Here is a 26,235-nt window from a genome sequence, read left to right on the forward strand (position 1 = left end):
AAAAGGGGCCGTCCTGGCGCCCGTCGCCTGAACCGTTGCCGACGTGGATGCCCAGCGCTGTCTACACAATTTGGGGTTTGATCTTTATCGATTTCCGAGGCGGCGCCAATCAACGGCCACTGGTGAATCGAGGTGATTGAGGCTGGAACTCTCCACATCAAGCGGCAACGAGCTGAAATCCTGTGGGCGGGCCTGTGGGGACCTTTTCGGCGACTCTCACAGTTATGTCAGGTGAAGCACCGCTCCAGAGGTTCACCTTGAGCAGCTTTCCTGCTGCATAGATAGCTGCAGTCGTACCGCGCGGAACGACGAGGCGGACGCACACTCACCTCTTTGGCTGCGCTGCTTTTAACATCCGGACCACCACGGCAATCGCCTTCCGCCGCATCGCTGCAGCCTGCGGAACCGCCCTCGGCTATGCACTTACCGCTAGCAGTAAATCGCCTGACGCAACTTCCTCTAGGACTCGGTCCCCTGTCCGTCTGGCTCCCCGGGTTGTCCGACAGTTCCCTGTTCGAGGGCCGCGGTGATGGCTGCCGGAGAAGGGAGGGCGGCACGTTCCTCAGCCGGAAGGGTGTCGTAGGTGTAGGAGGTCACGGCGATGGGCTGGGATGAGCCGTCGAGTGCATATCGAACAGTGGGGTCATGCTTGGAGCCGCAGACGAGGATCCCTACAGTCGGCGCCATCCCAGGGAACCTAACCATGTCGTTGACGGCGGCCACGTAGAAATTGAGCTGGCCCAGGTGTTCGGGCCTAAACTTCCCGGACTTGAGTTCCACGACTACGAACCGGTTGGTCGGAACGTGCACCAGGAGCAGGTCGATATAGAAGTCGTCTCCTTCCACATCGAGGTGAAACTGTCGTCCGTAAAAGGCGAAACCCCGCCCGAACTCTGCCAGTGTTTGCGACATGCGCTGCGTCATGGCCTCCTCGATGGCGAGTTCCTCTGCCTCCGTGGTCAGGCCGAGGAAGTCGAGGACCAGGGGATCTTTGGCGACGTTGCGGGCAAGTTCAGCACCTTCGGACGGAAGGCGTGCCTCCAGGTTGTTTGGAGCGGCCCCGATCCGTCGGTGGAGTCCAGTGGCTATCTGGTGCTCCAGGACCTCAAGCTTCCAATTATGTTCAAGCGCTCTTTCCGCATACCAGTCGCGGACCTCAGGGTCCTTCAGCTTCAGCAATTCAATGATGTGTCCCCAAGGCAGGGCGCCAACGCGACCGCGAACGGCCGGCTCCGACAAGTCCCAGGCGGCTGCGAAGGAGCGCATATAGAACAAGTTGGAGCGGGAAAAGCCGCGCATTTGCGGAAAGGTTGCCTTGAGGTCTGTTGCCAGACGCTGCAGCACTTTACTCCCCCACGGTTCCTGTGCCTGACGCTGCAGGAGGGTCGCGCCAATTCCCCAGTACATTTCGATCATTGCACTGCTCGCTGCCTGTTGAGCCCGCGATTGGGCGGAGGCGACAAGTTCCTTCAGGGAAGCGAGGGTGCCGGCATAGCTGCTGGGTAGTTCTGGCTCGATTCTGGACACTCCCCTACCCTAGTCGCTCACTCTGATAGGGCCGTGAAGCCGAAGGCGCCGTCAATTGTCCAAAGTTCTTTGGACAATTACTGCACGGGCCAGACGTTTGTCTTTGGATAGTCCAAAGAACTTTGGACTATCCAGCCGAGCTCACCCGTTCGCGTTTTCCGGTGCTAAGCATCAGGATCGTGGCCCAGGATACGGAGCAGATCACGGGTGGCCATATTCAACTGCTCGAACCAATGCTGGTAGAACAGCGGACTCATCTCGGTGAGGGGGGTGTTGTCGAGCTCTTTCAACATCTGCAACGTCTGAGCGATAATCTCCGCGTCATCCTCGCCGGTACCTGGCAAAGATTCGTTGTCCGTGAAGTCCTTCATCATGGGCATTCCTTTGCGGGCGCTATGGACTGACACCTAACGTCTGCTTACCGATGAACTGCCGCGGCAGTATGGCGTTCGGAGAAATCCCCGAAGGGAACCGGCAGAAAGCGGATAGAGGGCCGTTCTCTACGCCTCCACACACTCCTGAGAATGGGGACACCGCCACGGGAAGTCTCGCCATTCGTTGGCCGGGCCCCCTATCGGGAGGGGCCGCTCTTGGTTCGCTCCGCACCCATGGCTGCCCCCGTGCGGGTCTTTTTGGCTTTGGCTGCGCCTTTACCTAGGGTGAGGGCTGCGCTCGGATGCGTGCCCTCGCCACGGGCGGCGGCCAGGCGGCCCCGGACCTGGGTTTCGTTGGCCCCGCTGTTCTCCAAAGATTCTGCGAACTTCTCATGGTGTGCGGTTGAGCCGTAGTCGGCGGCCGACGCAGTGCCGGTTTTCTGGCCCTGGTCTTGGAGCCGGGCGCTGTCGTTGCCGGTGACGCGGTTTTCGATCTCGCGGCCGATGCCTTCCAGGCGGGCGAAGAGTTCCCTTTCGGCCCGTTCGTACCGCTGTTCCATTGACGCCTGCTGGGAGCCGGTGAACCCGCCCTCGGCCAGGAGCTTTGCTTCGTACATTTCCTTGGCTGCTTTCACGAACGCGGGATCCTTGAAGTGCTCATCTCCGGCACCATTGACGTTAGCGGTGGTTTCTTCGCGGAGCTGGTCGATGTCGGGGCCGTTGATCCCGTCTTTGCCGATGAGGAACATGCGTTCCTTCACTTCGGCGTCGGCAGCGGTCACGGCTTTGGGGGTTTTCGCGTTGTGGGCCCGCTGCAGGGCCTGTGCCAGTTCGGGGTTGGCCAGGTATTCAACGGGTACCTGATGGCGTTCCATTTCAGGGGCGAGTTTTTCGGCCTGTGCGCGGAGTTCCTCGGCGCGGGCCGCTGCGAGCAGCTGCATGGCTTTTTCGTGTTCGGCGGCGGCCTTGCGGGACTGTTCCTGGCTGCGCGCCAGCTCATCCTGCCGGGCCTTTTCGGTCGCGATGGTTTCAATCCCGGATTCGAGATAGGCGATATCCGGGCCGACGTCGTGTGTGTCGATGCCGTACCGGGCGAGGACCTCCTGGCGGATTCTTTCGGCGGCTGCCAGGGCAGCCGGGTCGTGGTCTTTCCAGCCCTCAGCGACAGCGTGGGCGGCGGCAATGTCGGCCGGTTGCGCCTTCTCCCACCACTGATCCTTGTGGACGGCGGCGAATGCCGCGTGTGCTGCGCTGCGCTCGGCCGCGAGCCGGGCCCGGGCTTCGTGTGCTGCCCGGGAGTCCTGGTGTTCCTGCTGTCGCTGGGCCTCTTGCCGGCGGCGTGCCAGCGTTTCGGCAATGCGCGAGGCGATCAGCAAGGATTGCCGCATGCCGTTGTCCAGGAAGTCGTCGATGCCGTCTGCTTCACTCAAGGTGTTCCCCTTGCACTGGTGGTGTGATTATCATCGGTCGAGGCCCGGCCCGGTGTCGCGCCGGCTGGGCTGATAGGTCTTCGCCGGTGTCGCCGGAGTGGGCGTTGCGGGCACCACGGAGCCGGGACGGATGGGGGCAATGCCGCGGCGCGCGATATCAACGGCCCTCCGCGGCACGGCAGCCGCTGCGGCGGGCTGCCGTTCTGCTGCTACTGGTACGGCCTTGGGCATCGTGGCGGTAAAGTGGGCCAGCTGGTTCTCGACCACTGACCGGATGCGTTGGGCTTCCCGTGTCCGGCCTGATTGCTGATGCATTTCGTACACGGCGAAGGCCGTGTTGATCAGCTGCACCATCAGTGCCGTCTGCGCTGCTGTCTTGTTCTCGCTGGACGCTGCCATGAACAACATGGCGGTCCCGGCGATGGACGGCAGCGCGGCGGGCTTGCCGTGCTGACGCGGTGCACGCAGCTGTGCTGTGCGGGACAGTTCAGCGGCGGTGGCCGCCAACGGCCCGGGGACCGGTTCGAGCCGGCAGGACCATGCCGCGAAGGCGCCCGACACTTCCCGGGCGGCTTTCGCCCAGGTCGCGTGATCATCACGCGGAATGGCCCGGAGCCGGTCCGCCAAAGCCGTGGCGTTGCGCGTGTAGTCCACCCATGCCTGCGCCGGCGGTGCCGCCTTCTCGCGGCCGGTCCTGGACACCTTGCGCTTGTTGCGGGCCGCCGCGTTCCACTCCGCCGCGGCCTCCGTCGCCGCCTGGGGTGTGTCTGGCCATTGTTGGCGAAGCTGGCCAAGGGTGAGGTCGGAGGCGAGGCTGCCGCCGCCGAACCAGATCGGCCGCTCCCCCGGCTTCGGCCGCTCGGCGACGGAGTACCCGACAATGACGTCGGTGGTGTTCTTCGCGTAGCGCGGGCGGACCAGGAGTCCGGTTTCGCGGGCCCGGCGGACGAACTCCGCCTCCGTCACGGAGGCGCCGGCGCTGGCACGGACCTTACGGGCCAGCGACGCACGGTGCATCTCCCGCTCCTCCCTGATCGCCGTGGCCTTCTCGGCGCGCTCGTAGCCACGGGTGGCGTGCACCGAAGAAAGCTGCTCGAGCCCGTACTTGACCTCGAGTTCGCGGCAGGTTTTCTGGGCGCGCTTGTAATCCCCGTGCGTGGAGGCTTTGGTGCCGTCCTCGCGGACCAGGGACACCGCGATATGGATGTGGTGGTTCCCGTTTTCGCTGGTGCCGTGGTTGATCGCGGCCCACCGGCACTGTGCCTTGCCGCTGGCCTCGGTGAAGCCCATCGCGTCCACGAAGTCGTTGGCGATGTCGCCCCACTGCTGATCCGTCAGCGCGCCTTCTTCGGCGCGCAGGCTCAGGGAGCAGTGCCACACGTCGGCCTGCTTGTACCCGTTCTCCACCCGCCGCCTTGTTGCCTGGTCCCAGCGGAAATCTTTCTGCCGGACCTCGACCCCGTAGGCCTTGCGCGGCTGGTCCAGATGCTTCGCGACCGCCAAGGCGTCGGCGTGGTCCAGGACCCCGTCGTCGTACCACGCCATAATCGCGGCATCCCCGGCGACCAGGTGCGGATCGGTGTGCGCGTTCTTCGTCTTATCCGCATCCGTCGACGCCAGATACACCATGAGCCCGGCCATCCTCGAGCCGCGGGTAATGTTCGGAATCATCTCCCCTACATCAGCCCCTCAATGGTCCGGTCGATCCGCCCCGCCACCTGCCGCACATACGCGAGCACCGCGGCTGCATCCTGCGGGAAGTCCTCCCCCGCGTTGGCGTGCCGGGCGATCTGGTTTACGTTGTTCGACACCCGCGCCAGCAGGGTGTGCAGGGCCATCAGCTCGGCCATCGCGGCCTTGCGCTGCGTCGGCGTCTCCGATGACTCGGACAGGGCCGCGGACATCAGCAGGTTCGGCACCGTCACCCGCTCACGCGCAGCCCGCGCCACCAGCCGGGCTTCCTCCTCCGCGGTCACCCACACGGTGCGGCGCTTCTTCGAACCCGCCGGCGCGTTCTCCCGCCGCCGCTTCCCCAAGCGGCCCCGTCCGGCCGGTTCCTCCACCAACGCGCTTCCACCGCCCTTCCAACGCCCTTCAATGCCCAGCGCAGCGACCCCGGAAACCGGGGACCACACCACCAGTGTGCCCGACCCGAGACAATTTGTCGAAAGGTTTCACCAGTTACGGGTACGTAAGTATATAGCTTGCTCCGCCGACTTCCGTGGACGCGGCATTGGCACTCTGGTGGCGGGGTCGGGTTGCACCCACGCGGATCCGCTGCGCGGACCGGGGTTCTCTTGAACGGCTGAAGCCGTTCCGTTTCGGCTGCTGAGTGTACTGCCCGCCCTTCTCTTGGCAAGTCTGCGCCGGCGGCTTTCGCGGCATATCCTCACTCGCTGGCGCTCCCTGCGGTATTCCACGTTCCACCGGTCTATGACCTGCCAATTCACTTCGACGGGCAAGTCGACACAAACGTGCCGAAAGGAACGGGTATCCAAACAAAAAGCAGTCAGGAGCAACTCGCCATGGCATTCATCCCGCCGGCCGCAGTGCAGCAGCACTACGGCATCCCCACCACCCGGCTCGCGCAGTGGCGGCGCCAGGGCACCGGCCCCGAGTACTTCACCCTCGGGCACCGCAGCATCCGCTACTACCCCGCCGACATCGACGACCGGCTCACCCACCAAACCCAACACCCGGAAGGGCACGCTGGAACGGCGGGGCTACACGTGGACCAGGACGTGCTGGCTGGCAACAACGGCGGCAGTGCGCCGACATGGTGGAACGGTTAAGCTCGAAGACATGGCTAACCTCAGCATCGAACAAACACAGGAGCAGGCCCGCCGCCTGCTCGATTCCCGCATCGCGTCCGTCACCGGACTGGTCACGGCCAGGCAGCGCGTTGCCGACCTCAAAGACCAGCTCGCCGACGCCGAACGCGAGAGCAAAAAAGCCTACATCCGCGCCACTAAGGACGGCTGGACACCCGAGGAACTTAAGAAACTCGGGCTCGAAAACCCCACCGCCACCAAACGCAACGCCGCTCGCAAAAACCAGCCCGCACCCCAAGCCGAAGATGTACCGGCGGACGCATCGGTGCCCGCCTGACCTGCACCCGATTCAGTCGACTCAATGCCGGCGGGCAAGTCCGGACCCGCCGCCTTCGTTCCGGGCATTTAAAAACAGGAAGGACCAGCTTGTTCGCTGGTCCTTCCTGTTTTTCCCTCAGCAAAAGGAAATTTGTGGTGCAGCGTCGTCGCCGCATCGGTGTTACGGCCGCTTGGGCCGGTGGTCTTCCTTGCAGAACTCTACCGGCCGCACTGACAGTGGGCAGCCTCTCTCCTTAAGTGGCATCGTGTACTTCTGTGGTCGGGGTTAGGGAAGGTCCTGCCGGTCGATCCGGACCGCATCGACCGGCCAACTGGCGTGGCATGTTGGAAGTTAAATGCCTCCAGCTGCTCCTCTGCGATGCTGTCCGCTCTGCTGTCCTGGCGATACTCGACGTCGGCGACGGGCCGCTGGTAATCGGATCCCATAGGGTGAGGCCTTTCGGAGTAGTTTCACTCCAGTCTGGCACCCCGGTTTCCCTGTAGGTGGTCAGGGGCTGCGCCCGCAGCAGCGTGTCGGCCGGCTGCCGGAGGAGCGCAGCGGAGGAGGCAGCCGGCCGACGAATTCCGGAACAGGGTTCGGCCCGCCCGTGACTGGGCGGGCCGTCCTGGCGCGGTTAGTGTTTGTAAGCGGTTTCCTTGTTCAGGGCCGGGCGGGGCAGGATACCCATGTTGTAGAACTTGCCCAGCAGTTCCGCCAGCCGGTAACCGGGGTCCGCGTCGAGGGCCTTGTCCGTGTACAGGCCCGCCGGGGTGCCCTTGCCCTTGTACCAGTTGATCCAGCCCAGCCCGGTCAGCAGCGGCGCCCGGTAGGCGCCGGGAGTGAACCGCAGCATGTGCACCAGCAACCGCTCCGCGGTATCAACCCGCTCCCAGTCCGGCACCGTCTCGGCGAGGCCGATCACGACTTTCCCGAACACGGTTTCGTCGTCGCTGCTGTCGATGATGTCGGCCATCAGCCGGTCCCGCACCGCCTTAATCTGGAACGCCGCGCAGAGCTCGAGCGCTTCCTGCTCGTCGGGTTGTCCGCCGTTGCCGATCGCGGCATCGAAGGCGTGGCGGGCGGCGAGCATGGCCTCGGCGGCGAAGTCGACCGGATCCGTTACTATGTAGCGGCGGGTGAGGAGGTCGATGGTGTCGGCGTTGCTGGTGGAGCTGCTGAACTCCGGTGCCGGTGCGTGGTCCGTGGTGCCGGGGTTGGATCCGCGGTAGATCATTTCCGCGCTCACGACACTGTGCTCGATCAGCGCCGTGTCCTGCCAGCCGGTGCAGTCCGGTACCTCGCAGCCGGGTTCGCACCGGTACTTCGCCCACCCACCTGTGGTGACAATCCATCCGTCGCGGACAGGCATGCCCGCCGTCTCGAGTTCCTCGCCGAGGGCGTCGATCAGGGCCGCCTGCGGGCGCGAACCCGACGGGGTGTTCTCGTCGCTGTAGACGATGAACAGGGTGGCGTCCGCCGTCTCGTCCTTGCAGACGTACGAGGTCAGCGTCTGTGCGAACGAACGCACATCGCTGCCCGGTGTGGGTGCGTCCATGCGCAGCGTCGCGCCGAGCAGTGCCCCGGTCAGGGTGACCAGCACAATGGAGTCCTGCGGCTGGAAACCGAGCGTGTGGGGAACGTAGCTGAGGATGTCGGCGGCACCGGTGGCTTTGATCTTGTTGTTCATGGTTTTCGTGTCCTTTGCTGAGGATTTCCGGGTGGGCGGGGGCAGTCGCGGTGACCGGCCAGCTTCCCCTCTCCCCCGGTTGTTTTTTGCCTGCTGGCGAAGCTTGCGGAGCTGTGCGCGTCGGAGTCACTGCTCAACCCCGTCAGGGGCAAGGCCGCGGGGAATTTCGGCAAGGAAATAAGCGACGCAGGAGCGCCGGACGAAAATCCTGGGCGCGCAGCCGGACGGAGTCCGGTTGACGGTGCGGAGCGGGCACGTATGATCCGAAGGACAGCAGCAAAAAACGTCGTAGACAGCCAGGCCGGGCACGGCGGAGCGCTGCGACAACGGTCCCGGGCCTCACAGCCGGCCGCGCCAGCGGACGATCCGCTTCCAGGCGAGCCCCGCGAGCCCAAGCCTCAGGACCCCGGCTTTCACGCGGGGTTCCCGACGAGGGGCGGCGGGCCGCGCTCCCGTGGCTCCCCCGTGATGACTTGGGCGGGTGGCGGTCCGCCGCCGGCAACCAACAACACAAGCCGGCCCGTTGCGGCGGACCGCCGCGGTGACCGGCGCCCAAGGGTGCCGGCCACCGACGGGTTCTAGCGGGCGAGCAGCTCCGCGACGTCGGCCGCACCGGACACGAGCACGGCGCTGCCCTCCTTCAGTAGCCGGTGGCAGCCTGCCGAGTTGGCACTGTGGACGCTGCCCGGCACAGCCCCAACATATCGGCCCAGGTTTTCTGCGTGGTGTGCTGTGTTCAGGGCGCCGGAGCGCCAGCGCGCCTCCACCACGACGGTCACACCGGACAGTGCGGCGATGAGGCGGTTACGGATAAGGAACCGGTGCCGGGTGGGTGCGGATCCCGGCGGCAGTTCCGAGAGCGTCACCCCGGTCTCGCGGATGCCGGCGGCAAGGTCGGCGTTCCCGGCCGGATAATCGCGGTCAAGTCCCCCAGCTGCAACGGCGATGGTCGCCGGGCCGGTGCCTTGGTGTCCCGCCAGTGCCGACCTGTGCGCTTGGGCGTCGATTCCGTAGCCGAGACCGGCGATGACGCAGATACCGCGCTGGGCCAGCCCATGCGCGATTTCCCCGGCCACGGATGCCCCGTAGGCAGTGCTGTCGCGGGAGCCGATCACGGCAGCGGACTGCGCCGGGAAGGGGAAACCGTGCGTGATGTTTCCCCGGTACCAGAGCCCGAGCGGCGGGGCCGGCAGGTCGTTCAATACGGCGGGCCAGTGTTCGTCGTCCGGGGTCAGGAATCCGCCGCCAAGGCGTTCGATGGCGGCCAGGTCCGCGTTAGCGTCCAGCTCCCGGATGCGCGGCGCCCACCGGTTCAGGGCGGCGGCCAGCTCCCCGGCTGTCACGTCGGCGAACGGGTAGGCCGGGCGGGCGCCGATCGCGATTCTCAAGGCAGCGTGGGCGCCGTGTTTGGCGACCAGGGCCAGGCCCACGGTGTCGCCGGGTTCGAACAGGCGGGTCAGGGCAGCGCGTGCTGTGCGGTCATCATTCATTTTCTTCGTCCTTTGCTGAGGATTCCGGTGGGCGGGGGCCAGACGTGGTGACCGGCCAGCTTCCCCTCTCCCCCGGTTGTTTTTTGCCTGCTGGCGAAGCTTGCGGAGCTGTGCCCGACGGAGTACTGCTCAATCCCGCGAGGGGCAAGGGCTAAGGGGAATTTCGGGAGGAAATAAGCGACGCAGGAGCGCCGGACGAAAATCCCTGGGTCCGCGGCCGGACGGAGTCCGGTTGACGGTGCGGAGCGGGCACGTACGATCCGAAGGACAGCAGCAAAAAACGTCGCAGACGAAACCAAGGGCCGGGCGCGGCGGAGCGCTGCGACAACGGGCACGGGCCTAACAGCCGGCCGCGCCAGCGGCCGATCCGCTTCCGTCGTCGGATGAAACACGAGACCGCACCACGCTCAGTCCCCGGGCGCTCCTTTCGCTTCTTTGCCCTGCTCCGGCCGCAACCATTGAGCGAATGAGATGGCATGCTAGTGCGATGGGGACATTTCAATTGGAAGCTGCAGCCGATCACGTCGAAGGCCTCGCCCACGAAGGCGATATCGTCCGCGCCGTGATCGAGCTTATTTGGAATGCCCTCGACGCTGATTCTGAACGAGTAGAAGTCATTTTTCGACGAAATGATGCATCTGGCATCGACGGAGTGACGATAAAAGACAACGGCCACGGGATGTCGCCCGAGGCCGCCCAGTCGGCTTTCCGCTGGATAGGTGGTTCTTGGAAGCGAGCAGCCCGGCGAAGCCAGGAAAAGGGCAGGCCACTGCACGGGCAGTCAGGGCAGGGACGCCTACGCGCTTTTGCTCTTGGGACTGAAATTCGATGGACGTCAGTGTCGGAAGACACTGCAAAAAAACGTGTACGAACTGTGGTTCGCGCCAGCTCAGCGAGTCGCAATGACTTTGAGATCACAGACCCAGCCTCCTCGTCGGATGAACGTGGCACTCAGTTCGAGGCAGCAGGAAAGACTGGACTGGATCGGTTGGAGACAGAAGCTTCTCGAGCGCAGATCGTTTCCGCGCTGGCGCCCTACCTTATTTCTCACCCATCAGTTCAGGTCACCTATGACGGCAAGATCATCAAGCCTTCGGAAAATATTGATCACGACGTTACATACGACCTGACTTGGACGCACGAAAGCGCTATTCAGAGCGCCAAGCTGCGCGTTATCGAATGGGTGCAAGCATCCCTCCGCACAGTTCATCTATGCGACGCGGACGGCGTGACCGTAGACGAATGGGATTCTCCACCAGCTGCCGATTTCCGTTACTCGGCATACATAATGTGGGAGTCGATGCCAGAGCATCAAGGCGAATGGCTCGTCGCCAAGTTCAAGGACGAAGAAGAGTCTTTGATAGGAGGGCTGCTTAAGGCTGCCGACCGAAAGCTTCTAGAACACTTTGAGGAGCGTCGTTCGCACCGTCGGCGCGAGCTGGTCGAGGAGTGGAAGAACGACAACACTTACCCCTACGCGGGAGAGCCCGATTCCGAAGAAGAAAAAGTAGAACGCGCGGCGTTTGATGTTGTTGCCACATCCATCCGCCGACATGTACCGAAGGCGAAAAAGCAGCAAAAGTTGACCCTCGGTCTCCTCAAGGAGTCACTACAGCAAAGGCCTGCCGATGTCAGCGCGCTCTTGGACCAGTTCCTGGGTCTTCCCGCAGAAGAACGCGAACAGCTCGATCGGTTACTCAAACGGACCAGTCTTTCGCGAGTGATTCAGGCGACGACCAGCGTGACGAACCGTTTGGAGTTCATCCGTGCGCTTGAGCTAATGGTCTTCGATCCGGAGACAAACAAAATGGTCGGGGAGCGAGAGAATCTACACAAGATTCTAGAAAACGAGCTGTGGATTTTCGGGGAAGAATACAACCTCATGGTCAGTGAACGAGGCCTTACCCACGCGCTGGACCGGCACCTTAAACTGCTCGGCGAGGATCGTACTGACAAGGCGGCGGTGAGACGCCTGGACGGAACAACAGGGAGGCTCGATCTGTTACTTTCCGCTGCCGCTACCGAACACGACCGCAACCGCCACCTCGTTGTCGAGCTCAAAGCCCCGAAGATTGAAGCGACGAACAAAGAGCTAAGCCAGGTTAAATCGTACGCAAAGGCAGTCGCCGCAGATCCGAGGTTCGCAGACACGAACACAATCTGGGATTTTTGGCTGATCACTGCGACGGTGGACGACGACGTTCAGCAAGAGCGCACACAGCGGGGCCGAACTAGAGGGATCGCTTTTGAGCCTGAACTCGCCGGTGCTCCTCATGCGAAAGTTCGCGTGTGGGTCAAGACATGGGGAGAAATCATCCAAGAGGCCACTCGCCGGCTGTCGTATTTCCAAGAAAGCCTTCAACACGACGCTTCTCTCGCCGATGCGCGCGAGTACCTAACGCGCATCCACGGAGACGTCATCCCCAAAGAATTGTTGTTGGATGCATCTTGGGAGGAAGACACCCGGGACACAGCCTAAGGAATAAGGCCTTCCCCCTCCTCGCCTGAGTCCTGTGTGGAGATGCGGTGGAGCCGCTGAGAGTTACTATTCCCCGCAAACGTGTCATAAAAGATGAGCTGGATGGTTACGCTCGAATCGGTCCGTTCCGAGACGTCCAGACTGTCGCTTAACCCGGTCCCTCAGCGCATCAATCCCCCGGCAAAAACAAGACGTTAGAAACACCGGTTTCCGAGGTTCTCAGACTTGCGGTTACCCCGCCCGTAAAAATGCCCGTGAAGGTACCTTAAGTGCTGCATCTACTAGGCTAGGCGTCTCTGTGACACCAATATCAAGACAAGAAACAGCAGCGACACAGCTAGGGTCTGCTACGCAGCCGGTGCGTGAGTCGTGGAAACTTAGGGCGTTCCCTGTGCTGCGCTCTTTAGCCGCCAGAGCTCGCCTATCTTTGAACATATGACGAATGCACCCCATCACGTACAGGTGTTCATCGGTTCCTCGACTGAGGGCCTCAAAATCGCCCGGACCCTTCAGGCTGAACTCGAATCAGCTACAGGCTGCACAGTCAATCGGTGGGATGCCTCCACTTTTGACCCAGGCAGCTTCACCCTGGACGCGTTACTCGAGACAGCGAAAACGGTCGATTTTGCGATCCTTGTTGCTACAGGCGATGACACCATCACCACTCGAGGCACCGAAACGGCAGCAGTTCGAGACAACATCATCTTGGAGTTCGGCCTGTTCCTTGGAGCTCTTGGGCGGGAACGCGTTTACTTGCTCAGCGTCGGCGATGCCAAGCTGCCGTCTGACCTTCTTGGTCTGACTAGGCTCGTATACCGTGAGCGCCCGGATGGCAACATCAGGGCTGCACTCAATGACGCCGTACTGAGGGCGGAAGAGGTCATAGGGAAGCTCGGACCGCGTGAACACGGGGCCCGGCCGAAACAGCTAGTGGACGCAAACTCTCTCGTGGCAAAGGTCGCCAAAGACTCACTGGCTGAGTTCCCACCGGGAGGGTGGCTACCCCCACAACCCCTTTCACAGAACACACAGGTATCGGCGAAGGCCACACATGATGTGACGTCGGGTTCCATGGCGGCAGGTCACGCAGAACAGACGCTCAAGGCATTAGAGGAAGAGATCGAGTGGCTCTGCAGCAACGCAAAGGACCAAGGGTGGTCCGTGCTCAAGAGCAACCCAACGATGCTCCGCCTGATTTCGCCAAAGGGAAAAGAATACACGCTTCCCCGCAGGCGTCCGGCTGGTACCCGAGCTGATCTGAGAAAGTTCGTTGCCGAGCTACGAGCCAACGGGTTACGTGTCAACCGCGCACTTCAGGGTACCGTCGAGGACTCCCCCTTCGGTTAGGTGGGCTCCCCTCGCGCCTTCTGCCAACTCAATGTCACAGTCATCGCGAGGGGAACAGCGCTCAAACCCGGCCACTTACCGAGAGCACCTTTCGGCCGCCGCGCCTTGGCTTCGTCACTGAGCCGCTTGGGAGACGGCGTCGCGCCACTGCACCTCCGGGGTGCCTCCCGTACAACTTGTAACTCAACCCTAGAAGGATACGCGATCTTCTACGAGAGACTGTCAATCGGGAGCCCAACAAGCCACCGGCAATGACTGGCTCTGGAAAACAGTCCGTCAGGTTGGAGCACGCTCCAGCCTGACGTCAGATCGACTGCCAAGCCCTGTCGGGATAGGTCGCAAATGCGCTAACTCTGACACCCAACGATAAAATCCTAGGCTTCACTCTGACATTTGAGCATGCAGTTCACATCGCAGTCCCGCGTTGGGCCATGATCAAAATGGAACGGAACTCAAGGTGTTGGGCGTCATTTTGGCGCACTTACCCTCTGGAGCGACGCCGCTTAGTTGTCCCGGTCTCCACTGCTCGGGATCGCTGAGCCAGCCAGAGCAGAAAATCTGGCTGCTCCAGCAACTTCCCGTGCTCCCACTGCTCGCATCGATGTCTAACGGCTTGGAAGGTCTCCCTGGCCGGACGCCCCGCGGCCTCCCTGAGAGTGCCGCCCACCTTGCCATTCGCCGATTGCGCTATTGATTTGCGCCGCTCCAAATCTGGCTCGATCATCGCGATGGCGTCAAGAAGGATCAGATAATCAGACCTTGGATCCTCATAGTCCTTTTCAGGCAACGCCAACGGCTCAACCATTCGGTACCAAAACACAGGGAATCCGTTGAGCGATGCCTCGCCCTGAGCGTAGCACTCAGCCGACAGGACTTTGACGATTTCGTCGGCCGGGACGTCAGGTAGCCGTGTACCGCGAGTGGCAGTTATGGACCGCCCGCCATAACTCACGAAAACCCAGCCTGCGAGTAAGTACCGACGCAGCGCTTGTAAGGCAGCCGAAGTGGTAACCTCCGCAGCATTCATTTCGCGCAGTAGTTGCGACATGTCGTCCCCAAAGCGATGCACCTGGCGCAGCAACCAAGCGTCCGGCACGAGTAGGCATGAAGCGAATACGTCCGCCTCATCTTCCAAAGAGAAAGTCACTAAATCGAGGGCGCCCTCTCCAACCTCGCAATTGGCGTTAGGAAGGTGCCAAGGCAGCAGAAGATGGCCCAATTCGTGAGCCATGGTGAATCGCTCGCGCAGGAGGTTATCGGTCGCACGGATGTAGACAGCCACTAGACGAGGATCGCCAGCCAATCCAGTGAGAACTGCGTCCACACCCTCGATAGGCCAATCGACCCTCGTGAGCTCGGCCCTAGAGCGCAGGAGCGATTCGACGTCCACCGGCGGGTTTAGATCTAGCCGCTCAACCACAGTCGAGGCGAGACGGCGAGCAGCGGTGGCTGGTGCTGGTATCGGCAATGCGGTTCAGAGCCGGTTGGTCTTACGAAGCCACTCCAGTACAGCTGTCGCTTTCGCAGAATCGCTAGCTCGAGCCGCCAACGCAAAGTCGTCCCTGCTCTGCAGGATGGTTTCTACCGGTGTGCCGTACCTGTGCGCCGCCACAATGAAACGGAGGGACTCGGGACGCTCAGCCCACAGGGCGCCCTCTCCGTCATTGAACCCAAGATACTCATCGAGACTTACACCGTTGGGTGACTCGTGCCACGTCTCAACCCAATCGTCGACGTCATCGAGTAGGGCCGTTCCCGAGAGACAGGCAGACACAAACGTCTTAGTTGCGTCAGACATCGATCCTCCTCCCTGCCACTGCTTCTCCGATCCGTTCACCCGTCATGGCATCGAAGACACCAATGTGGTATCCGCGCTTTGTATAGCCCTCGATGTGGCCGTGCAATGAATCCCACTCCCACAGCCGAGTGCCATCCTCGTTGCGCCAGCGGGCGCCTCCCTTTCTGGAGATCCTTTCCTGCGACTCAAGGAATCCGTTCACTGGCCGGGGTACAGGTGCCATATTTGAGCGGAGTCCCCCATGCCAGATCAGTCTTACTCTCTGCCATGCTAACTACCCAAGTGTAATTCGTCGCCCGACCCGCCGTCACCTGGCGGGAAAGAGTGAACTCTGTCACCTGGCGGGAAAGAGTGAACTCCCAATCAAGCTTCCCTCGCGCATGGCCATTACGGGATCCATGTGGGCGCTAAGTCAGAATGCTATCTCGAACAAGACCACGCTGACTTTGAAGCCTTACAAACTTAGGACTTGAGCTAACCATGGCGAACATCAACATTGAAAGCACCCAGGAAAAAGCCCGGCAGCTGCTCAACTCCCGAATCGAATCCGTTACCGCACTCGTCCAGGCACGGCAGCGGATCGTCGACCTGAAAGAACAGCTGACCGAAGCCGAACGCGAAGACAAGCGTGCCTACGTCCGTGCCACTCGGGACGGCTGGATTGAAGAAGAACTCAAAAAGCTCGGCTTGGAAAACGCAACAGCCAAGCGCCGCAAGCGGACCTCAGTCCAGCCCTAAAAACCTTCGCAGGCTCGTACCAATGACACACACGGGGAAGCAGTCTGACGGCCTCCCGGTTGTAGCGATATACGGACAGAAGCGAGATCCTACAATCGTCGGCCGCCGGTCAGCGGCCATAGGTCATTCCCCTTTACGTTCCGCTCGGCTTGCGGGGTACGAGGAGATGACTCGAATCGGATTTCCATCGAGGTAGGCAACAATGTCTTCCAGAACGCCTCGGAAGAACCCTTCATAGTTTTGCCGCACGACGTATCCGAGGTGGGGAGTAAGGAGAACGTTTGGTAGCCCGAGAAGCGGGTGAGTAGCCGGGATTGGTTCCTGGTCGAAGACGTCCAAGCCAGCGGCCGTAATCCAGTGCTCAGACAAGGCTCGGATGAGTGCCTGCTGATCGATAATCTCCGCCCGGGAGGTATTGATAAGTCGGGCTGAGGATTTCATCGTGCGCAACCGGTCTTCATTGACTAGGTTCGTCGTCCGGGAGCTTAGCCGCAGGTGAATGGAAAAGAAGTCAGCTTCTGCAAACAGTTCTTCTGCATCAACGCGCTGGACACCATGTACCTCGGCTGTGGAAGTATCAAGGTTTTGGCTCCATGCTATAACCCGCATGCCGAAGGCTTGCCCGACTTTGGCTACTCGGGAACCGATCGTTCCCAGTCCGAGCAGGCCCAGCGTCGATCCTGCGAGACCTTCTCCAACGGTCGACTGCCAGGTGCCGGCACGAAGCGACTCAGCCTCGGTATGGAGGTTGCGGGCAAGTCCCATGATCAGCGCCCAGGTCATCTCTACGGCCGGTGTGCTGAGCGCCGGTGTACCGCAAACGAGCAGGCCGGTGGTCATGTCGATTGATGCGTTATGCATGCCTGTGGTGATGATCAGGCGCAGGTGTGGCAGTCGATTTAGCACAGTCGCTGTCAAAGGCGTACGTTCCCGCATGGCGACGATGATGTCGATGTCCTTGAGACGATCTACCAGAACAGCTGAGTCCTCGATGTGCTCCGTAATGAAGGTAACGTCCAAGGGATAGCTGGTTCCATGCCAGTCGGCCATGGACTCAGCTACTGACTGATAGTCGTCCAGCACCGCTACCCGTATGGGTGTGCACGAATGTAGTCCCGATGTTGTCATGGTTTGCCTTTCGAGTCTGCTAGCGGGCTGCCCCTCAGTGCGCATCGAGCATGTCAGCAGCATCGACCATGCTCCCTCTCTGGCCGCGGCGTTTGATCAAGGGCATGAGCATTACAACAATGATGACCAGGCCCACGAGATCCAGATTTCGCCCTTCATGGACGGACTGGCTACAAACCACTGGTCTCAGCATCTTGTGGATAAAATCGGCATTTTCACCTCAAGGTGTTCCGCTACACCCCGAGCCATGTCGGGACCGCCGTGATGACCCATGCCAAACCCGGTCCGATGAGGCACATAAGACCTGCATAACCGACCAGCTGCTTATAGTAGCGATCGCGGATCGAAGCTTCCACATTGGCCAGCACCATTGCTCCGTTGGCGGAGAACGGGCTGATGTCCACAATCGTCGCCGCGATTGCCAAGGCTGCGACGAATCCTCCCACGTGCACATCCCCGGACTGCAGGAATGGCAGGCCAAGTGCCAGCATCACGCCTATAATCGCCAGCGAGGAGGCCAGCGCGGAGACCAGTCCCGTTATGTAAAGCAGCAGGAGCACTGCCAGCAATGGAACGCCAATCGCGGAGATCCCGCCGGAGACCCACTCCACCGCGCCAGCGGACTGCAGCACGAAAACGTAAGACACTACGCCGGTGACCAGCAAGACGATCGACCACGACACCTTCGACAAAGCGGCTTTGCCCGCGGCCGGATTGATGATCGCCAGGATCATCGAGATCACAATGGTCACGATTCCCAAATTCAAACCGAACACCAGCACCGAAAGCACCATCGCGGCGAGGCCCAACAGAGTGAGGACCTGTTCGCCGGTCACTCGAGTTTTCACATCGACCATTGTTCCCCCGGCCTGGTTCGAGGTTCCGGGGCCCGAGTAGGGAAACCCGGTCAGGTCCGAACCGGCATAGCCTTCTGCACCCAAACCCAGGTCACCTTCCGCCCGCAAACCCGGCCGCTTGCGCAGGACCGCGTAGATAACGGCGGCGAAAATCGTGTTGAATACCAGCGACGACAGAAACAACATAAGCGGGGTCGTAGGGATCCCGACGCTATCGAGATATCCATTGACAAAAATTCCAAGGGGACTTAACGGGGAAAATGTCCCGGCTGCGCCGCCGTGGACCACCATCAAACCCACCATGAACTGGTTGATGCCGTGACGACGGGCAGTAGTGAGCGCCAGCGGGGCCACGATCCCCACCACCGCCAGGGCTCCGAATCCTGTCAGCGCGGCCGTGAGCCCGAAAAACACCCACGGCAGGAGCCCCTTTCGGCCTCGGACCAACTTCAGGCTCCAATTGACAATAACTTCGAGGGACCCATTATTCTGCGCGAACCCAAACAAATACGTCAGACCCACGAGCATGAGGAACAGTTCGACAGGGAAGCCGGCCAGAGACTCGCCGAGATCCTGCCCAAGGACCAACGACCCAACACCTACTGCGGCGATGATCCCCAGCAAGCCCATGTTGACGTCTCGCCAAGTGGCGATAACGAACATGATGACAAGGACGATTACGGATATTATTTCGGGACCCATGGTGGCCTTTCGTGTGCAAAAGTGAGCGACGCATCGTTGCGCCGATCGGTTTCATTGCCAGTTCATACTCGGCCGTCGTGGTCCGTAGCTGGCAGGGGAAAGTATTGACTCAAGTGGACTGCTCAAGTGGTCTAAACGGCGGTGACGCCGACTTCTATATGACTCGGTCTGCGGGCATCTCGACAGACAATGGCTGGCAGGTTACCTGCGGCAACGGCTTCAACCATGAGATCAGCCCATGGTTAGGGAACCAACACCGCGCGACCGACCACGTCGCCTGCGGCGACTCGGGCTTACGTGGGGATTGACCTCGTCCATAGACACCGTCTCCATGTGCACCTCGAGAGATGGATCGCTGACGGTGCCTGATCGTCTTAGAGAGGCACCGCCCGTGATCCGATTCAAAAGAGCAACGCTTCCCGGTTTAGACGTCTGCGGATTTGTTCAAGGTGATTGTTTGCCAGTTTGTGTACTCCATGAGGCCATGCAAGGAGTTCTCGCACCCGAGACCCGATTGTTTGTGACCCCCGAACGCCTGATCAGGTGAGTACTGGTGCACCTCATTGATCCAGACAGTACCGGCATCAATTTGCGAAGCGAGGCGTTCCAGAACGACCTCATCCTTGCCCCAGACAGAAGCGCCCAAGCCCCACTGCGTGTCGTTGGCCCGAGTAATTACGTCCTCTTCATCACGCCATTTGAGCAGCGGAAGAATCGGGCCGAAGGGTTCCTCCTGGACGATCCGTGAATCCTCTGGCGGATTGTCCACCAACGTAACCGGAATGAACCACCCCGGCTGTGATTCTTCGATTTGGCCACCGAGGGCAAATTCATGGCCTTGCTCACGGCAATCCTCGAAGAACTCCTTCACCTTCGCGAACTGCGGCGCGTTCTGAATTGGACCCAAGTCAGTGCCCTGCTCCGCACCATTTCCCACCGTGATGGTCTTGGCGTACTCAACCAGAGCATCCTTGACCTCTTCGTAGACGTCCTCATGAATGTACAGACGCTTCGTCGCGTTGCAGAACTGGGCATTATTCTGGAAGGCTGCCCAGAACAACTGAGGGGCGACCTTGGCCGCGTCAACGTCAGGCAGGACAATGGCCGGGTCGTTCCCACCGAGTTCGAGGGTCACTCGCTTGATCGATTCGGCAGCAGAGGCCATGACGTGGCGGCCGGTTTCAGTGCTGCCGGTGAAAGCAATCTTGGCGATGCCCGGATGCGTAGTCATTCGCTTCCCGAGGTCGGCTCCACCTGTGACGACACTGAATACGCCCGCGGGCAAGAGATCCTGGACCAACTCCGCAAGCTTAAGAGTTGTCAACGGGGTGAAGGGGCTCGGTTTGACGACAATGGTGTTGCCTGCCATGAGCGCCGGTGCAATTTTCCATATCGAGAGCAATATTGGGAAGTTCCAGGGAGCAATAGCCCCGACCACTCCCAGAGGTGTGTGCTTGGTGATGACGCGCCGGTTTTCGTCGTCCACCAGCACCTCGGTTTCGAGCCGCTGTTTGGCAATCTCTTTGCACCAGATTGCCGAGCCGAAAATCTCCCATTCCGCACCCGCTCGCGGTTTGCCCTGCTCACGGGTGAGAAGAGCCATAAGGTGCTCGGAGTGTTCTTCGATTCGCTCACCAATGGCAGTCAAGGCCGCAGCACGTACCTCGATTGGCGTGGCTGCCCAGGATGGGAATGCCTTGGCTGCAGCTTCAACGGCTACATCAAGCTGTTCCACCGAAGCGGCCGGGGCTTGGGCGATGACTTCTCCGGTTGCCGGGTTGAAGACGTCAAAGGTTGTCTCGGCGCTGACAGCCTGTCCGTCAATCGTCAAGGCCCAATCCCCCTCAAAGGAAACTGCATTCCGTTCAATCTGTGTATTGGTCATCAGAACCTCCGTCTGTCGCATCCTTGCGCTGTTGTACGCATCACACAAGTGTGTGATGCGCGCTGGAAGATGGCCAATACATAATCTCGCTCAGGTGATAACTGACACTTATCAAGATGCTGCCGTATCGACTTACTGGACGTATGCGACAAAGTACGAGGACGAGATCCTCGCTGAGCATGAGGCCTGCCTTGGGAGGCTGCTCAGGGCGCGCTATTGTGCCGGAGGGCCCGTATGCCAGTCCCTGGCGGGACCAGCACACATGGCCTAAGGGAATTCAAGCTCGAGGCAGGACCTCGGGGTGCCCCGGGCTTCAGAGCCATGGCCGTCGAAGAAATCCTCGGTTCACTAGTGGGACTTCTCAAACGAATTACGCGCGCGAGGCCTCGGCGATGAAGGATTCGAGTAAAGAAGTCATGCGATGAGGGCTCCAGAGCAGCCCAAAATCAGCGTTAAGTGAGGGGGTGAACCGACGTACAACGACGCCCTTTGGCCGCAGCTTAATGGCGCGCTGGACGTCGAATACGCTCACACCCGCTCCAGCGGCAACCGCGTCCAGCAGGTGCTCGGGATCTGGTTCTGTAGTGCTGATAAGCGGCGCTTCGGCACCCCACACCATGGACATGATGTGATCGAAATACCCAGGCGCCTGTTCGCGGGGAAAGGTAACCACAGGTATTCCGCGCAGGTCGGCTGCCTGGAGGGTGCGCCTTCGGGCGAGCGGGAAATGCGCCGGTATGGCCGCAGCAAGTTCCGTATGACCTAGCGTTAGCTGACGGAGATCGTCCGCGTCCAACAGTGGCATCCGGACGAATGCGGCGTCCACCTCCCCGGCCCGGAGCATGGCGATGTTGCGAGACGTCCATGCAGTCTCCACTATGATCTCGACGTTGGGATTTGACAGTCGGAAGCGGCGTACGATTTCATCCGGGGCACCGCCCGTCAACGATCGCGAATGCACGATGCGAAGGATGCCTGTCCGTCCTTTGGCCGCGGCGCGTACATGGGCCGCAACACGTTCCGCCTGCTGTAGAAGCTGGGCACCCTCCTCGAGAAGAGCGCGACCCGGCTCGGTTAGGACGACGCCCTGTGTGCTGCGGTCGAAGAGAGTGACGCCGAGGTCCCTTTCTAGGACTCGGGTCTGTTGTGAGAGCCCAGGCTGAGAGATGTGCAGGCGCTCCGCAGCGCGCCGGAAGTTGAGTTCCTCCGCCAACACCATAAAGTACTCGAGCCGCCGAAGATCCATAGGGACACGATAACCTGTGGTTATCCGGCCAGCACAAGTGCGCTACATCCCCACTGCGCGTGACTTGGTGCTCCGTCAAGGGAATAGTTTCTATCGCAAGGCAGATGCGCTCAAAGCTGCGCCAACACGATGTCCAATAAGCATTGCTTATCGTCTGAGTGAAACTGTGTATTGGACCTCGATATAGTGCTCCGCGCACAATCGATGCAGCGGCCTGGGCGGAGAAATCTCCACACTGGTCACCCCGCAGGCTTATGGCATCGACGCGTGGGACACGGACCGCTTCGTCAGATGTGCTGCTCGACCCAGGTCCAGAACGCAACTCGACACTTATAACCCGCTCGACACTGACACTGGAGAATCAACGTGGCGACTCCTGAAACAACAATTGCGGAATCGGCGCCAGCCCTTCCGAAACAGGGTCCCAGGACCATCTTGGCCGCCTCGGCCGTAGGGACTGTGATCGAATACTTTGAGCTGACGGCGTATACATTTCTGCTGGTGTACTTCGCACCGCTGTTCTTCCCCTCAGACAACGCGGCGGCATCGACCCTGTCTGCCGTGGCCACACTCGGCGTCGCTTACGTGGTCAGGCCGTTCGCAGCTGTGATGTGGGGTTGGATTGCTGACAGGAAGGGGCGACGGACCGTCTTGGTCGCAACCATCGTCCTGATGGGCGTCGCGAGCCTGGGGATGGGACTTCTTCCCACTTTCTCCCAGATCGGTTTGGCTGCGCCAATTTTGTTGGTTTTGCTTCGAGCGTGTCAGGGTATCTCTGCTGCTGGGGAAGGTACGACTGCCGCGGCGTACGTCATTGAGTCGGCGCCGCAGAAGCGCCGCGGGCGGTTCGGTTCGATCGTGCCGGCCTTCAGCCTCGTCGGATACGGTTTAGGTGCATTGGTAGCGGGGCTGTTGGCCTTCACCCTGACCCCTGCGCAGATGTCTGACTTCGGGTGGCGCGTTCCATTCATCGTCTGCTCACTGCTGACAATCGTTGTCCTCTACATGCGTCGTCGGCTGGAGGAGTCCCCGGAGTTCACTGCGATTGAGTCAACCGACGAAGTTGCGAAGTCGCCGTTCATGGAGACTATCCGCCTGCACTGGCGGGCCGTGCTCAAGGCGATGGCCATCACGGTCGGATCCTTTGCCCCCGTCTTCGTCCTCTTAATCTTCATCGTGGGGCTATTGATCCAGACGCGACAAATCCCGTCAACAGTGGTGTTCGTGATGATGGGACTTGGGCTCCTGTGGGGTGCGGTGACCGGAATAATCGGTGGCATCCTTGCTGATCGCTTCGGACGCCGGCCAGTCGTGATCGTCACGACCATCGGTCTAATTATGGGTGCCGTACCCATGCTTATGGTGCTGTCGCAAACCTCGTCATTGCCCGCAATCGCTGGAGCCCTGTTTGTGCTCTTCACTCTGCAAGGACCGCTATACGGCGTAGCGTTCACTCTGCTCTCCGAGTGGTTCCCAGCGAAGGTCAGGGCGACCGGAACAGCGCTGGGTGCGAACATTGGCGCTGCAATCGCCGGCGGCGTGGCCCCTGTGTTAACGCTGCAAGTCACCATCTGGACAGGCAGCAATACGTCGCCGGCGTTCTGGATCATTCTTACCAGTGCCGTTCTGCTCGTCGTCACCTGCTTCAGCCGGGAGACCCGCAACCTGCCCTTGCCGCGTTGAACGGGATCGAGGACCGGCACGTACGGTGCATCCTTCCGCTGAGTCGGGCGGAGGCCAGGACGCGACTCGTACCCCATTAACTACAAGTGGACAACGCAACAAGGAACGGAGACCCAGACATGGCTCGAGTGCCATACATCAACCAGTCAGAGCTTCCCACGGAGTACCGCGATCTGCTGAGTCGGCCAGCGAACGTCTTCAGGGCTCTGGCCAACAGCCCCGACCTGCTGCGCGCTTACATGCAGTTCGGCATGTGGATGCGAACGGAGTGCGTTCTGGATCCGAGGTTGCGCGAGCTGGCGATCCTTCAGGTCAGTTACATGATGAAGAACGAGTACGAGTACAGCCACCACCTCAAGATCGGAGGCGACTACGGGGTTTCTGACGAGGACATCCGCGCGCTCATCGCCTCCAACGAGGGGGAACCCAACGAGCTCGGTGAAGTTGAACGGCTCGTCCTGGCCGCTTCTCGACAGATGACGGACAACGGTACAATCTCGGACGACGTCTGGTCGGCGCTCTCAAGCCACCTGGACGTGGCCCGCATGGTTGAGCTCGTCATGATTGTGACCTTCTACGGTTGCAACGCCCGAGTGCTCTCGACCCTCCAGATAGATCTCGAACACGAATACGCCCACTATCTGACGACCTACCCGCTCGATGCGTCAAAGACCTCCATGACCGGCGGGCCAACCGAACGCGCCGATACCCGTACGAAGATTCAAGGCACGTAGATGTCGAGCAACCTCTTTGGACCCACTACCGGTCGCCCAGCCACCTGGGGTCGTATCCATCCACCGGACCTCGAATGGCTGGCGCGGGGCCCGCTTGAAGAAGTGATTGACCCTGCCTTGCCAATCGTGGATGCGCACCATCATCTCTTCGATTTCCCGGGCAACCGGTACCTGCTGGAAGAATTCGCTGACGATCTCGCCGGAGGACACCGGATCGTCAGCACCGTACATAACGAGTGCATGTCGATGTATTGGGCCGACGGGCCCGAACAATTGCGACCGGTCGGCGAGACACAGTTCGTCGGGGGCCTGGCGGCCAAGGCTGCCGCCGGAGACTTTGGCCCGACCCGGATCTGCGATGGGATCATCGGATTCGCCGACCTGACGCTGGGCAGTGACGTTCGCGAGGTGCTCGAGACCCACCTTCAAGTCGGCGGGGGCCGGTTTAAGGGCACACGGTTCGCCACAGGGTGGGACGACAATCCGGATGTTCCCAACAATCACACTGCCAGCCGGCCGAACTTGCTCGCCGACCCAGCCGTCCGCAGCGGTGCCGCGGTGCTGCGTGACATGTCCTTGTCATTGGACGTCATGGTTTTTTTCCACCAGCTCGATGAGGTGGCGGCCTTGGCTGATGCTCTTCCCGACCTCCGCATCGTGGTCGGCCACTGCGGCGGTCCGATCGGCCACGGCCCCTACTCACACGATCAGGCGGAGCACTTCCGGACGTGGGAACGTGGGATTCGAGGTCTCGCCGAGCGTCCGAACGTAGTCTGCAAAATCGGCGGAGTCATGGCCCGCGGCGCGGCATTCGATTACCTCCACGCCGACGCGCCTCCCAGCTCCCAGCTTCTCGAAGAGCTCTGGCGCCCCTGGTTTCTGACCTGCATCGAGGCGTTCGGAGTGGATCGGTGCATGTTCGAAAGCAACTTTCCCGTGGACAAAATGGGTGTCAGCTACACCGTCCTTTGGAACGCGTACAAGCGCATCACTCGCAGCGCCTCCGACGATGAGCGCAAGGCGTTATTCGTCGGCACGGCCGAACGGATCTACAAACTGCCGAACGCCCAAGGTGCGCCGTGACGCGATTCGAAACCCCGAGGGGGCTTATGCCTCTTATCATCTCACCAGGTAAAAAAGGACTAGTTCAATGACTCAGCGATTGAAGGACAAAGTGGCCATCGTGGTCGGCGGTGGGCAGACGCCCGGCCAGACGATCGGCAACGGACGGGCCACGGCCGCGCTCTTCGCCCGGGAGGGCGCCAAGGTCCTGGTCGCAGACCGAGACCTTGCCGCCGCAGAAGACACCGTGCGCGCGATCACCGAGGATGGCGGCGAAGCCACAGCCATCCGCGTGGAAGTAACTGCCGAGAGCGACATCGAGGCAATGATCGCAGCGTGCACAGATCGTTGGGGACGGCTGGACATCCTGCACAACAACGTAGGTATCAGCATCACCGGCGGCGACGCCCCCGTCATTGATATCGAAGCGGAAGCTTTCGCTCACATCACCGCCGTCAACCTGACGGGCATGGTCCTCACCTGCAAGCACGCGCTGCGCGTAATGCGGCCACAAGGCAGTGGCACCATCATTAACATCGCCTCACTCGCCGCCGTGATGCACCACCCCGGCATCGCGTACAGCACATCAAAGGCAGGCGTCCTGCGCATGACAGAACACGTAGCCATCACCAACGCCGAGTTCGGCATCCGGGCGAACGCCATCATTCCTGGCATCATGGACACGCCGATGGCAGTCGAAAACCGGATCGGCCTCGGCGGCGCCACCCGTGAGGACGTCGTGCGATCCCGTGCCGCGCGAGTCCCGTTGCGCCACACGATGGGGACGGCGTGGGACGTCGCACGAGCCGCAGTGTTTCTCGCGTCCGACGACGCCTCCTTCATCACCGGCGCGGCACTGCCCGTCGATGGGGGCAGCAGCATCACCGTCAACGCCTGACGACAACATCCGGCGCCGCTGTCGATGGCCTTGGGCCTAAAGGCACAGTCCGTGACGACGCCGCCCCGTATTACCGGCGC

Annotated in this window: 23 protein-coding genes; 9 read left to right on the forward strand and 14 right to left on the reverse strand. The window is 61.2% G+C overall.

What is annotated here, in order from left to right:
- Nucleotides 1-459: 459 nt before the first annotated feature.
- From AC3A4M_RS15135 to AC3A4M_RS15155, 5 genes are all read right to left on the reverse strand, one after another.
- The gene (locus tag AC3A4M_RS15135) at nucleotides 460-1,527 is read right to left on the reverse strand and encodes a PDDEXK nuclease domain-containing protein (protein WP_498736563.1); all 1,068 of its coding nucleotides are present in this window, start codon (nucleotides 1,525-1,527) and stop codon (nucleotides 460-462) included.
- Nucleotides 1,528-1,691: 164 nt separating this feature from the next.
- A complete protein-coding gene (locus tag AC3A4M_RS15140) occupies nucleotides 1,692-1,901 on the reverse strand; it encodes a hypothetical protein (protein WP_498736565.1) in 210 nt (69 codons plus the stop codon).
- Between the two features lie 197 nt (nucleotides 1,902-2,098).
- Nucleotides 2,099-3,331 carry a hypothetical protein gene (locus AC3A4M_RS15145; protein ID WP_498736567.1) on the reverse strand — a complete coding sequence of 411 codons (1,233 nt, stop codon included), beginning with the start codon at nucleotides 3,329-3,331 and terminating at the stop codon, nucleotides 2,099-2,101.
- A gap of 30 nt (nucleotides 3,332-3,361) precedes the next feature.
- The gene (locus AC3A4M_RS15150) at nucleotides 3,362-5,002 is read right to left on the reverse strand and encodes a relaxase/mobilization nuclease domain-containing protein (RefSeq protein ID WP_498736569.1); all 1,641 of its coding nucleotides are present in this window, start codon (nucleotides 5,000-5,002) and stop codon (nucleotides 3,362-3,364) included.
- Nucleotides 5,003-5,007: 5 nt separating this feature from the next.
- The gene (locus tag AC3A4M_RS15155; protein WP_498736572.1) at nucleotides 5,008-5,469 is read right to left on the reverse strand and encodes a MobC family plasmid mobilization relaxosome protein; all 462 of its coding nucleotides are present in this window, start codon (nucleotides 5,467-5,469) and stop codon (nucleotides 5,008-5,010) included.
- 387 nt (nucleotides 5,470-5,856) lie between these two features.
- Between AC3A4M_RS15155 and AC3A4M_RS15160 the strand changes: the two genes are divergently transcribed.
- Nucleotides 5,857-6,123 (forward strand): helix-turn-helix transcriptional regulator, encoded by a 267-nt coding sequence (locus AC3A4M_RS15160; protein WP_498736574.1) that lies wholly within the window; start codon nucleotides 5,857-5,859, stop codon nucleotides 6,121-6,123.
- A gap of 10 nt (nucleotides 6,124-6,133) precedes the next feature.
- A complete protein-coding gene (locus AC3A4M_RS15165) occupies nucleotides 6,134-6,439 on the forward strand; it encodes a hypothetical protein (protein WP_498736576.1) in 306 nt (101 codons plus the stop codon).
- 616 nt (nucleotides 6,440-7,055) lie between these two features.
- Here AC3A4M_RS15165 and AC3A4M_RS15170 read toward each other — a convergent pair.
- Nucleotides 7,056-8,108: a DUF4192 domain-containing protein gene (locus tag AC3A4M_RS15170; RefSeq protein ID WP_498736578.1), complete on the reverse strand. Its 1,053-nt coding sequence runs from the start codon at nucleotides 8,106-8,108 to the stop codon at nucleotides 7,056-7,058.
- 578 nt (nucleotides 8,109-8,686) lie between these two features.
- Nucleotides 8,687-9,598 carry a DNA-processing protein DprA gene (gene dprA / locus AC3A4M_RS15175; protein ID WP_498736580.1) on the reverse strand — a complete coding sequence of 304 codons (912 nt, stop codon included), beginning with the start codon at nucleotides 9,596-9,598 and terminating at the stop codon, nucleotides 8,687-8,689.
- Nucleotides 9,599-10,085: 487 nt separating this feature from the next.
- Here dprA and AC3A4M_RS15180 point away from each other — a divergent pair, with 487 nt between their 5' ends.
- The gene (locus AC3A4M_RS15180; protein WP_498736582.1) at nucleotides 10,086-12,077 is read left to right on the forward strand and encodes an ATP-binding protein; all 1,992 of its coding nucleotides are present in this window, start codon (nucleotides 10,086-10,088) and stop codon (nucleotides 12,075-12,077) included.
- A 435-nt stretch (nucleotides 12,078-12,512) separates the two neighbouring features.
- Nucleotides 12,513-13,424 carry a TIR domain-containing protein gene (locus tag AC3A4M_RS15185; RefSeq protein WP_498736584.1) on the forward strand — a complete coding sequence of 304 codons (912 nt, stop codon included), beginning with the start codon at nucleotides 12,513-12,515 and terminating at the stop codon, nucleotides 13,422-13,424.
- 481 nt (nucleotides 13,425-13,905) lie between these two features.
- Here the strand turns inward: AC3A4M_RS15185 and AC3A4M_RS15190 are convergent, their stop codons facing one another.
- From AC3A4M_RS15190 to AC3A4M_RS15200, 3 genes are all read right to left on the reverse strand, one after another.
- On the reverse strand, nucleotides 13,906-14,706 hold the full coding sequence (locus AC3A4M_RS15190; RefSeq protein WP_498736586.1) for an ImmA/IrrE family metallo-endopeptidase: 801 nt from the start codon (nucleotides 14,704-14,706) through the stop codon (nucleotides 13,906-13,908).
- A 192-nt stretch (nucleotides 14,707-14,898) separates the two neighbouring features.
- Nucleotides 14,899-15,222, reverse strand: coding sequence for a hypothetical protein (locus tag AC3A4M_RS15195; protein ID WP_498736588.1), 324 nt, complete (start codon nucleotides 15,220-15,222; stop codon nucleotides 14,899-14,901).
- Entirely contained in the window at nucleotides 15,215-15,445 is a 231-nt protein-coding gene (locus AC3A4M_RS15200) for a colicin E3/pyocin S6 family cytotoxin (protein WP_498736589.1), read from the reverse strand. The genes AC3A4M_RS15195 and AC3A4M_RS15200 overlap by 8 nt, the downstream gene beginning before the upstream one ends.
- Nucleotides 15,446-15,702: 257 nt before the next feature.
- Here AC3A4M_RS15200 and AC3A4M_RS15205 point away from each other — a divergent pair, with 257 nt between their 5' ends.
- Nucleotides 15,703-15,960 carry a hypothetical protein gene (locus AC3A4M_RS15205; protein WP_498736591.1) on the forward strand — a complete coding sequence of 86 codons (258 nt, stop codon included), beginning with the start codon at nucleotides 15,703-15,705 and terminating at the stop codon, nucleotides 15,958-15,960.
- Between the two features lie 123 nt (nucleotides 15,961-16,083).
- Here AC3A4M_RS15205 and AC3A4M_RS15210 read toward each other — a convergent pair whose 3' ends face one another.
- The 4 genes from AC3A4M_RS15210 to AC3A4M_RS15225 all read right to left on the reverse strand — a co-directional run bounded on the left by AC3A4M_RS15210 (nucleotide 16,084) and on the right by AC3A4M_RS15225 (nucleotide 21,778).
- The gene (locus AC3A4M_RS15210; protein ID WP_498736593.1) at nucleotides 16,084-17,043 is read right to left on the reverse strand and encodes a D-2-hydroxyacid dehydrogenase family protein; all 960 of its coding nucleotides are present in this window, start codon (nucleotides 17,041-17,043) and stop codon (nucleotides 16,084-16,086) included.
- Nucleotides 17,044-17,321: 278 nt separating this feature from the next.
- A complete protein-coding gene (locus AC3A4M_RS15215; RefSeq protein WP_498736596.1) occupies nucleotides 17,322-18,647 on the reverse strand; it encodes an SLC13 family permease in 1,326 nt (441 codons plus the stop codon).
- A gap of 424 nt (nucleotides 18,648-19,071) precedes the next feature.
- Complete coding sequence (locus tag AC3A4M_RS15220; RefSeq protein ID WP_498736598.1) at nucleotides 19,072-20,532, reverse strand: aldehyde dehydrogenase family protein; 1,461 nt, start codon at nucleotides 20,530-20,532, stop codon at nucleotides 19,072-19,074.
- A 370-nt stretch (nucleotides 20,533-20,902) separates the two neighbouring features.
- The gene (locus AC3A4M_RS15225; protein ID WP_498736599.1) at nucleotides 20,903-21,778 is read right to left on the reverse strand and encodes a LysR family transcriptional regulator; all 876 of its coding nucleotides are present in this window, start codon (nucleotides 21,776-21,778) and stop codon (nucleotides 20,903-20,905) included.
- A gap of 459 nt (nucleotides 21,779-22,237) precedes the next feature.
- On the opposite strand from AC3A4M_RS15225, the gene AC3A4M_RS15230 reads away from it, so the two are divergent.
- From AC3A4M_RS15230 to AC3A4M_RS15245, 4 genes are all read left to right on the forward strand, one after another.
- Nucleotides 22,238-23,461 (forward strand): MFS transporter, encoded by a 1,224-nt coding sequence (locus AC3A4M_RS15230; protein WP_498736601.1) that lies wholly within the window; start codon nucleotides 22,238-22,240, stop codon nucleotides 23,459-23,461.
- Between the two features lie 119 nt (nucleotides 23,462-23,580).
- Nucleotides 23,581-24,195: a carboxymuconolactone decarboxylase family protein gene (locus AC3A4M_RS15235; protein WP_498736603.1), complete on the forward strand. Its 615-nt coding sequence runs from the start codon at nucleotides 23,581-23,583 to the stop codon at nucleotides 24,193-24,195.
- Nucleotides 24,196-25,278, forward strand: coding sequence for an amidohydrolase family protein (locus AC3A4M_RS15240; protein WP_498736605.1), 1,083 nt, complete (start codon nucleotides 24,196-24,198; stop codon nucleotides 25,276-25,278).
- Between the two features lie 67 nt (nucleotides 25,279-25,345).
- Nucleotides 25,346-26,155 (forward strand): SDR family NAD(P)-dependent oxidoreductase, encoded by an 810-nt coding sequence (locus tag AC3A4M_RS15245; protein WP_498736607.1) that lies wholly within the window; start codon nucleotides 25,346-25,348, stop codon nucleotides 26,153-26,155.
- The last annotated feature ends 80 nt before the right edge of the window (nucleotides 26,156-26,235 follow it).

The organism is Arthrobacter sp. Soil_C_60 (genome assembly GCF_057656375.1).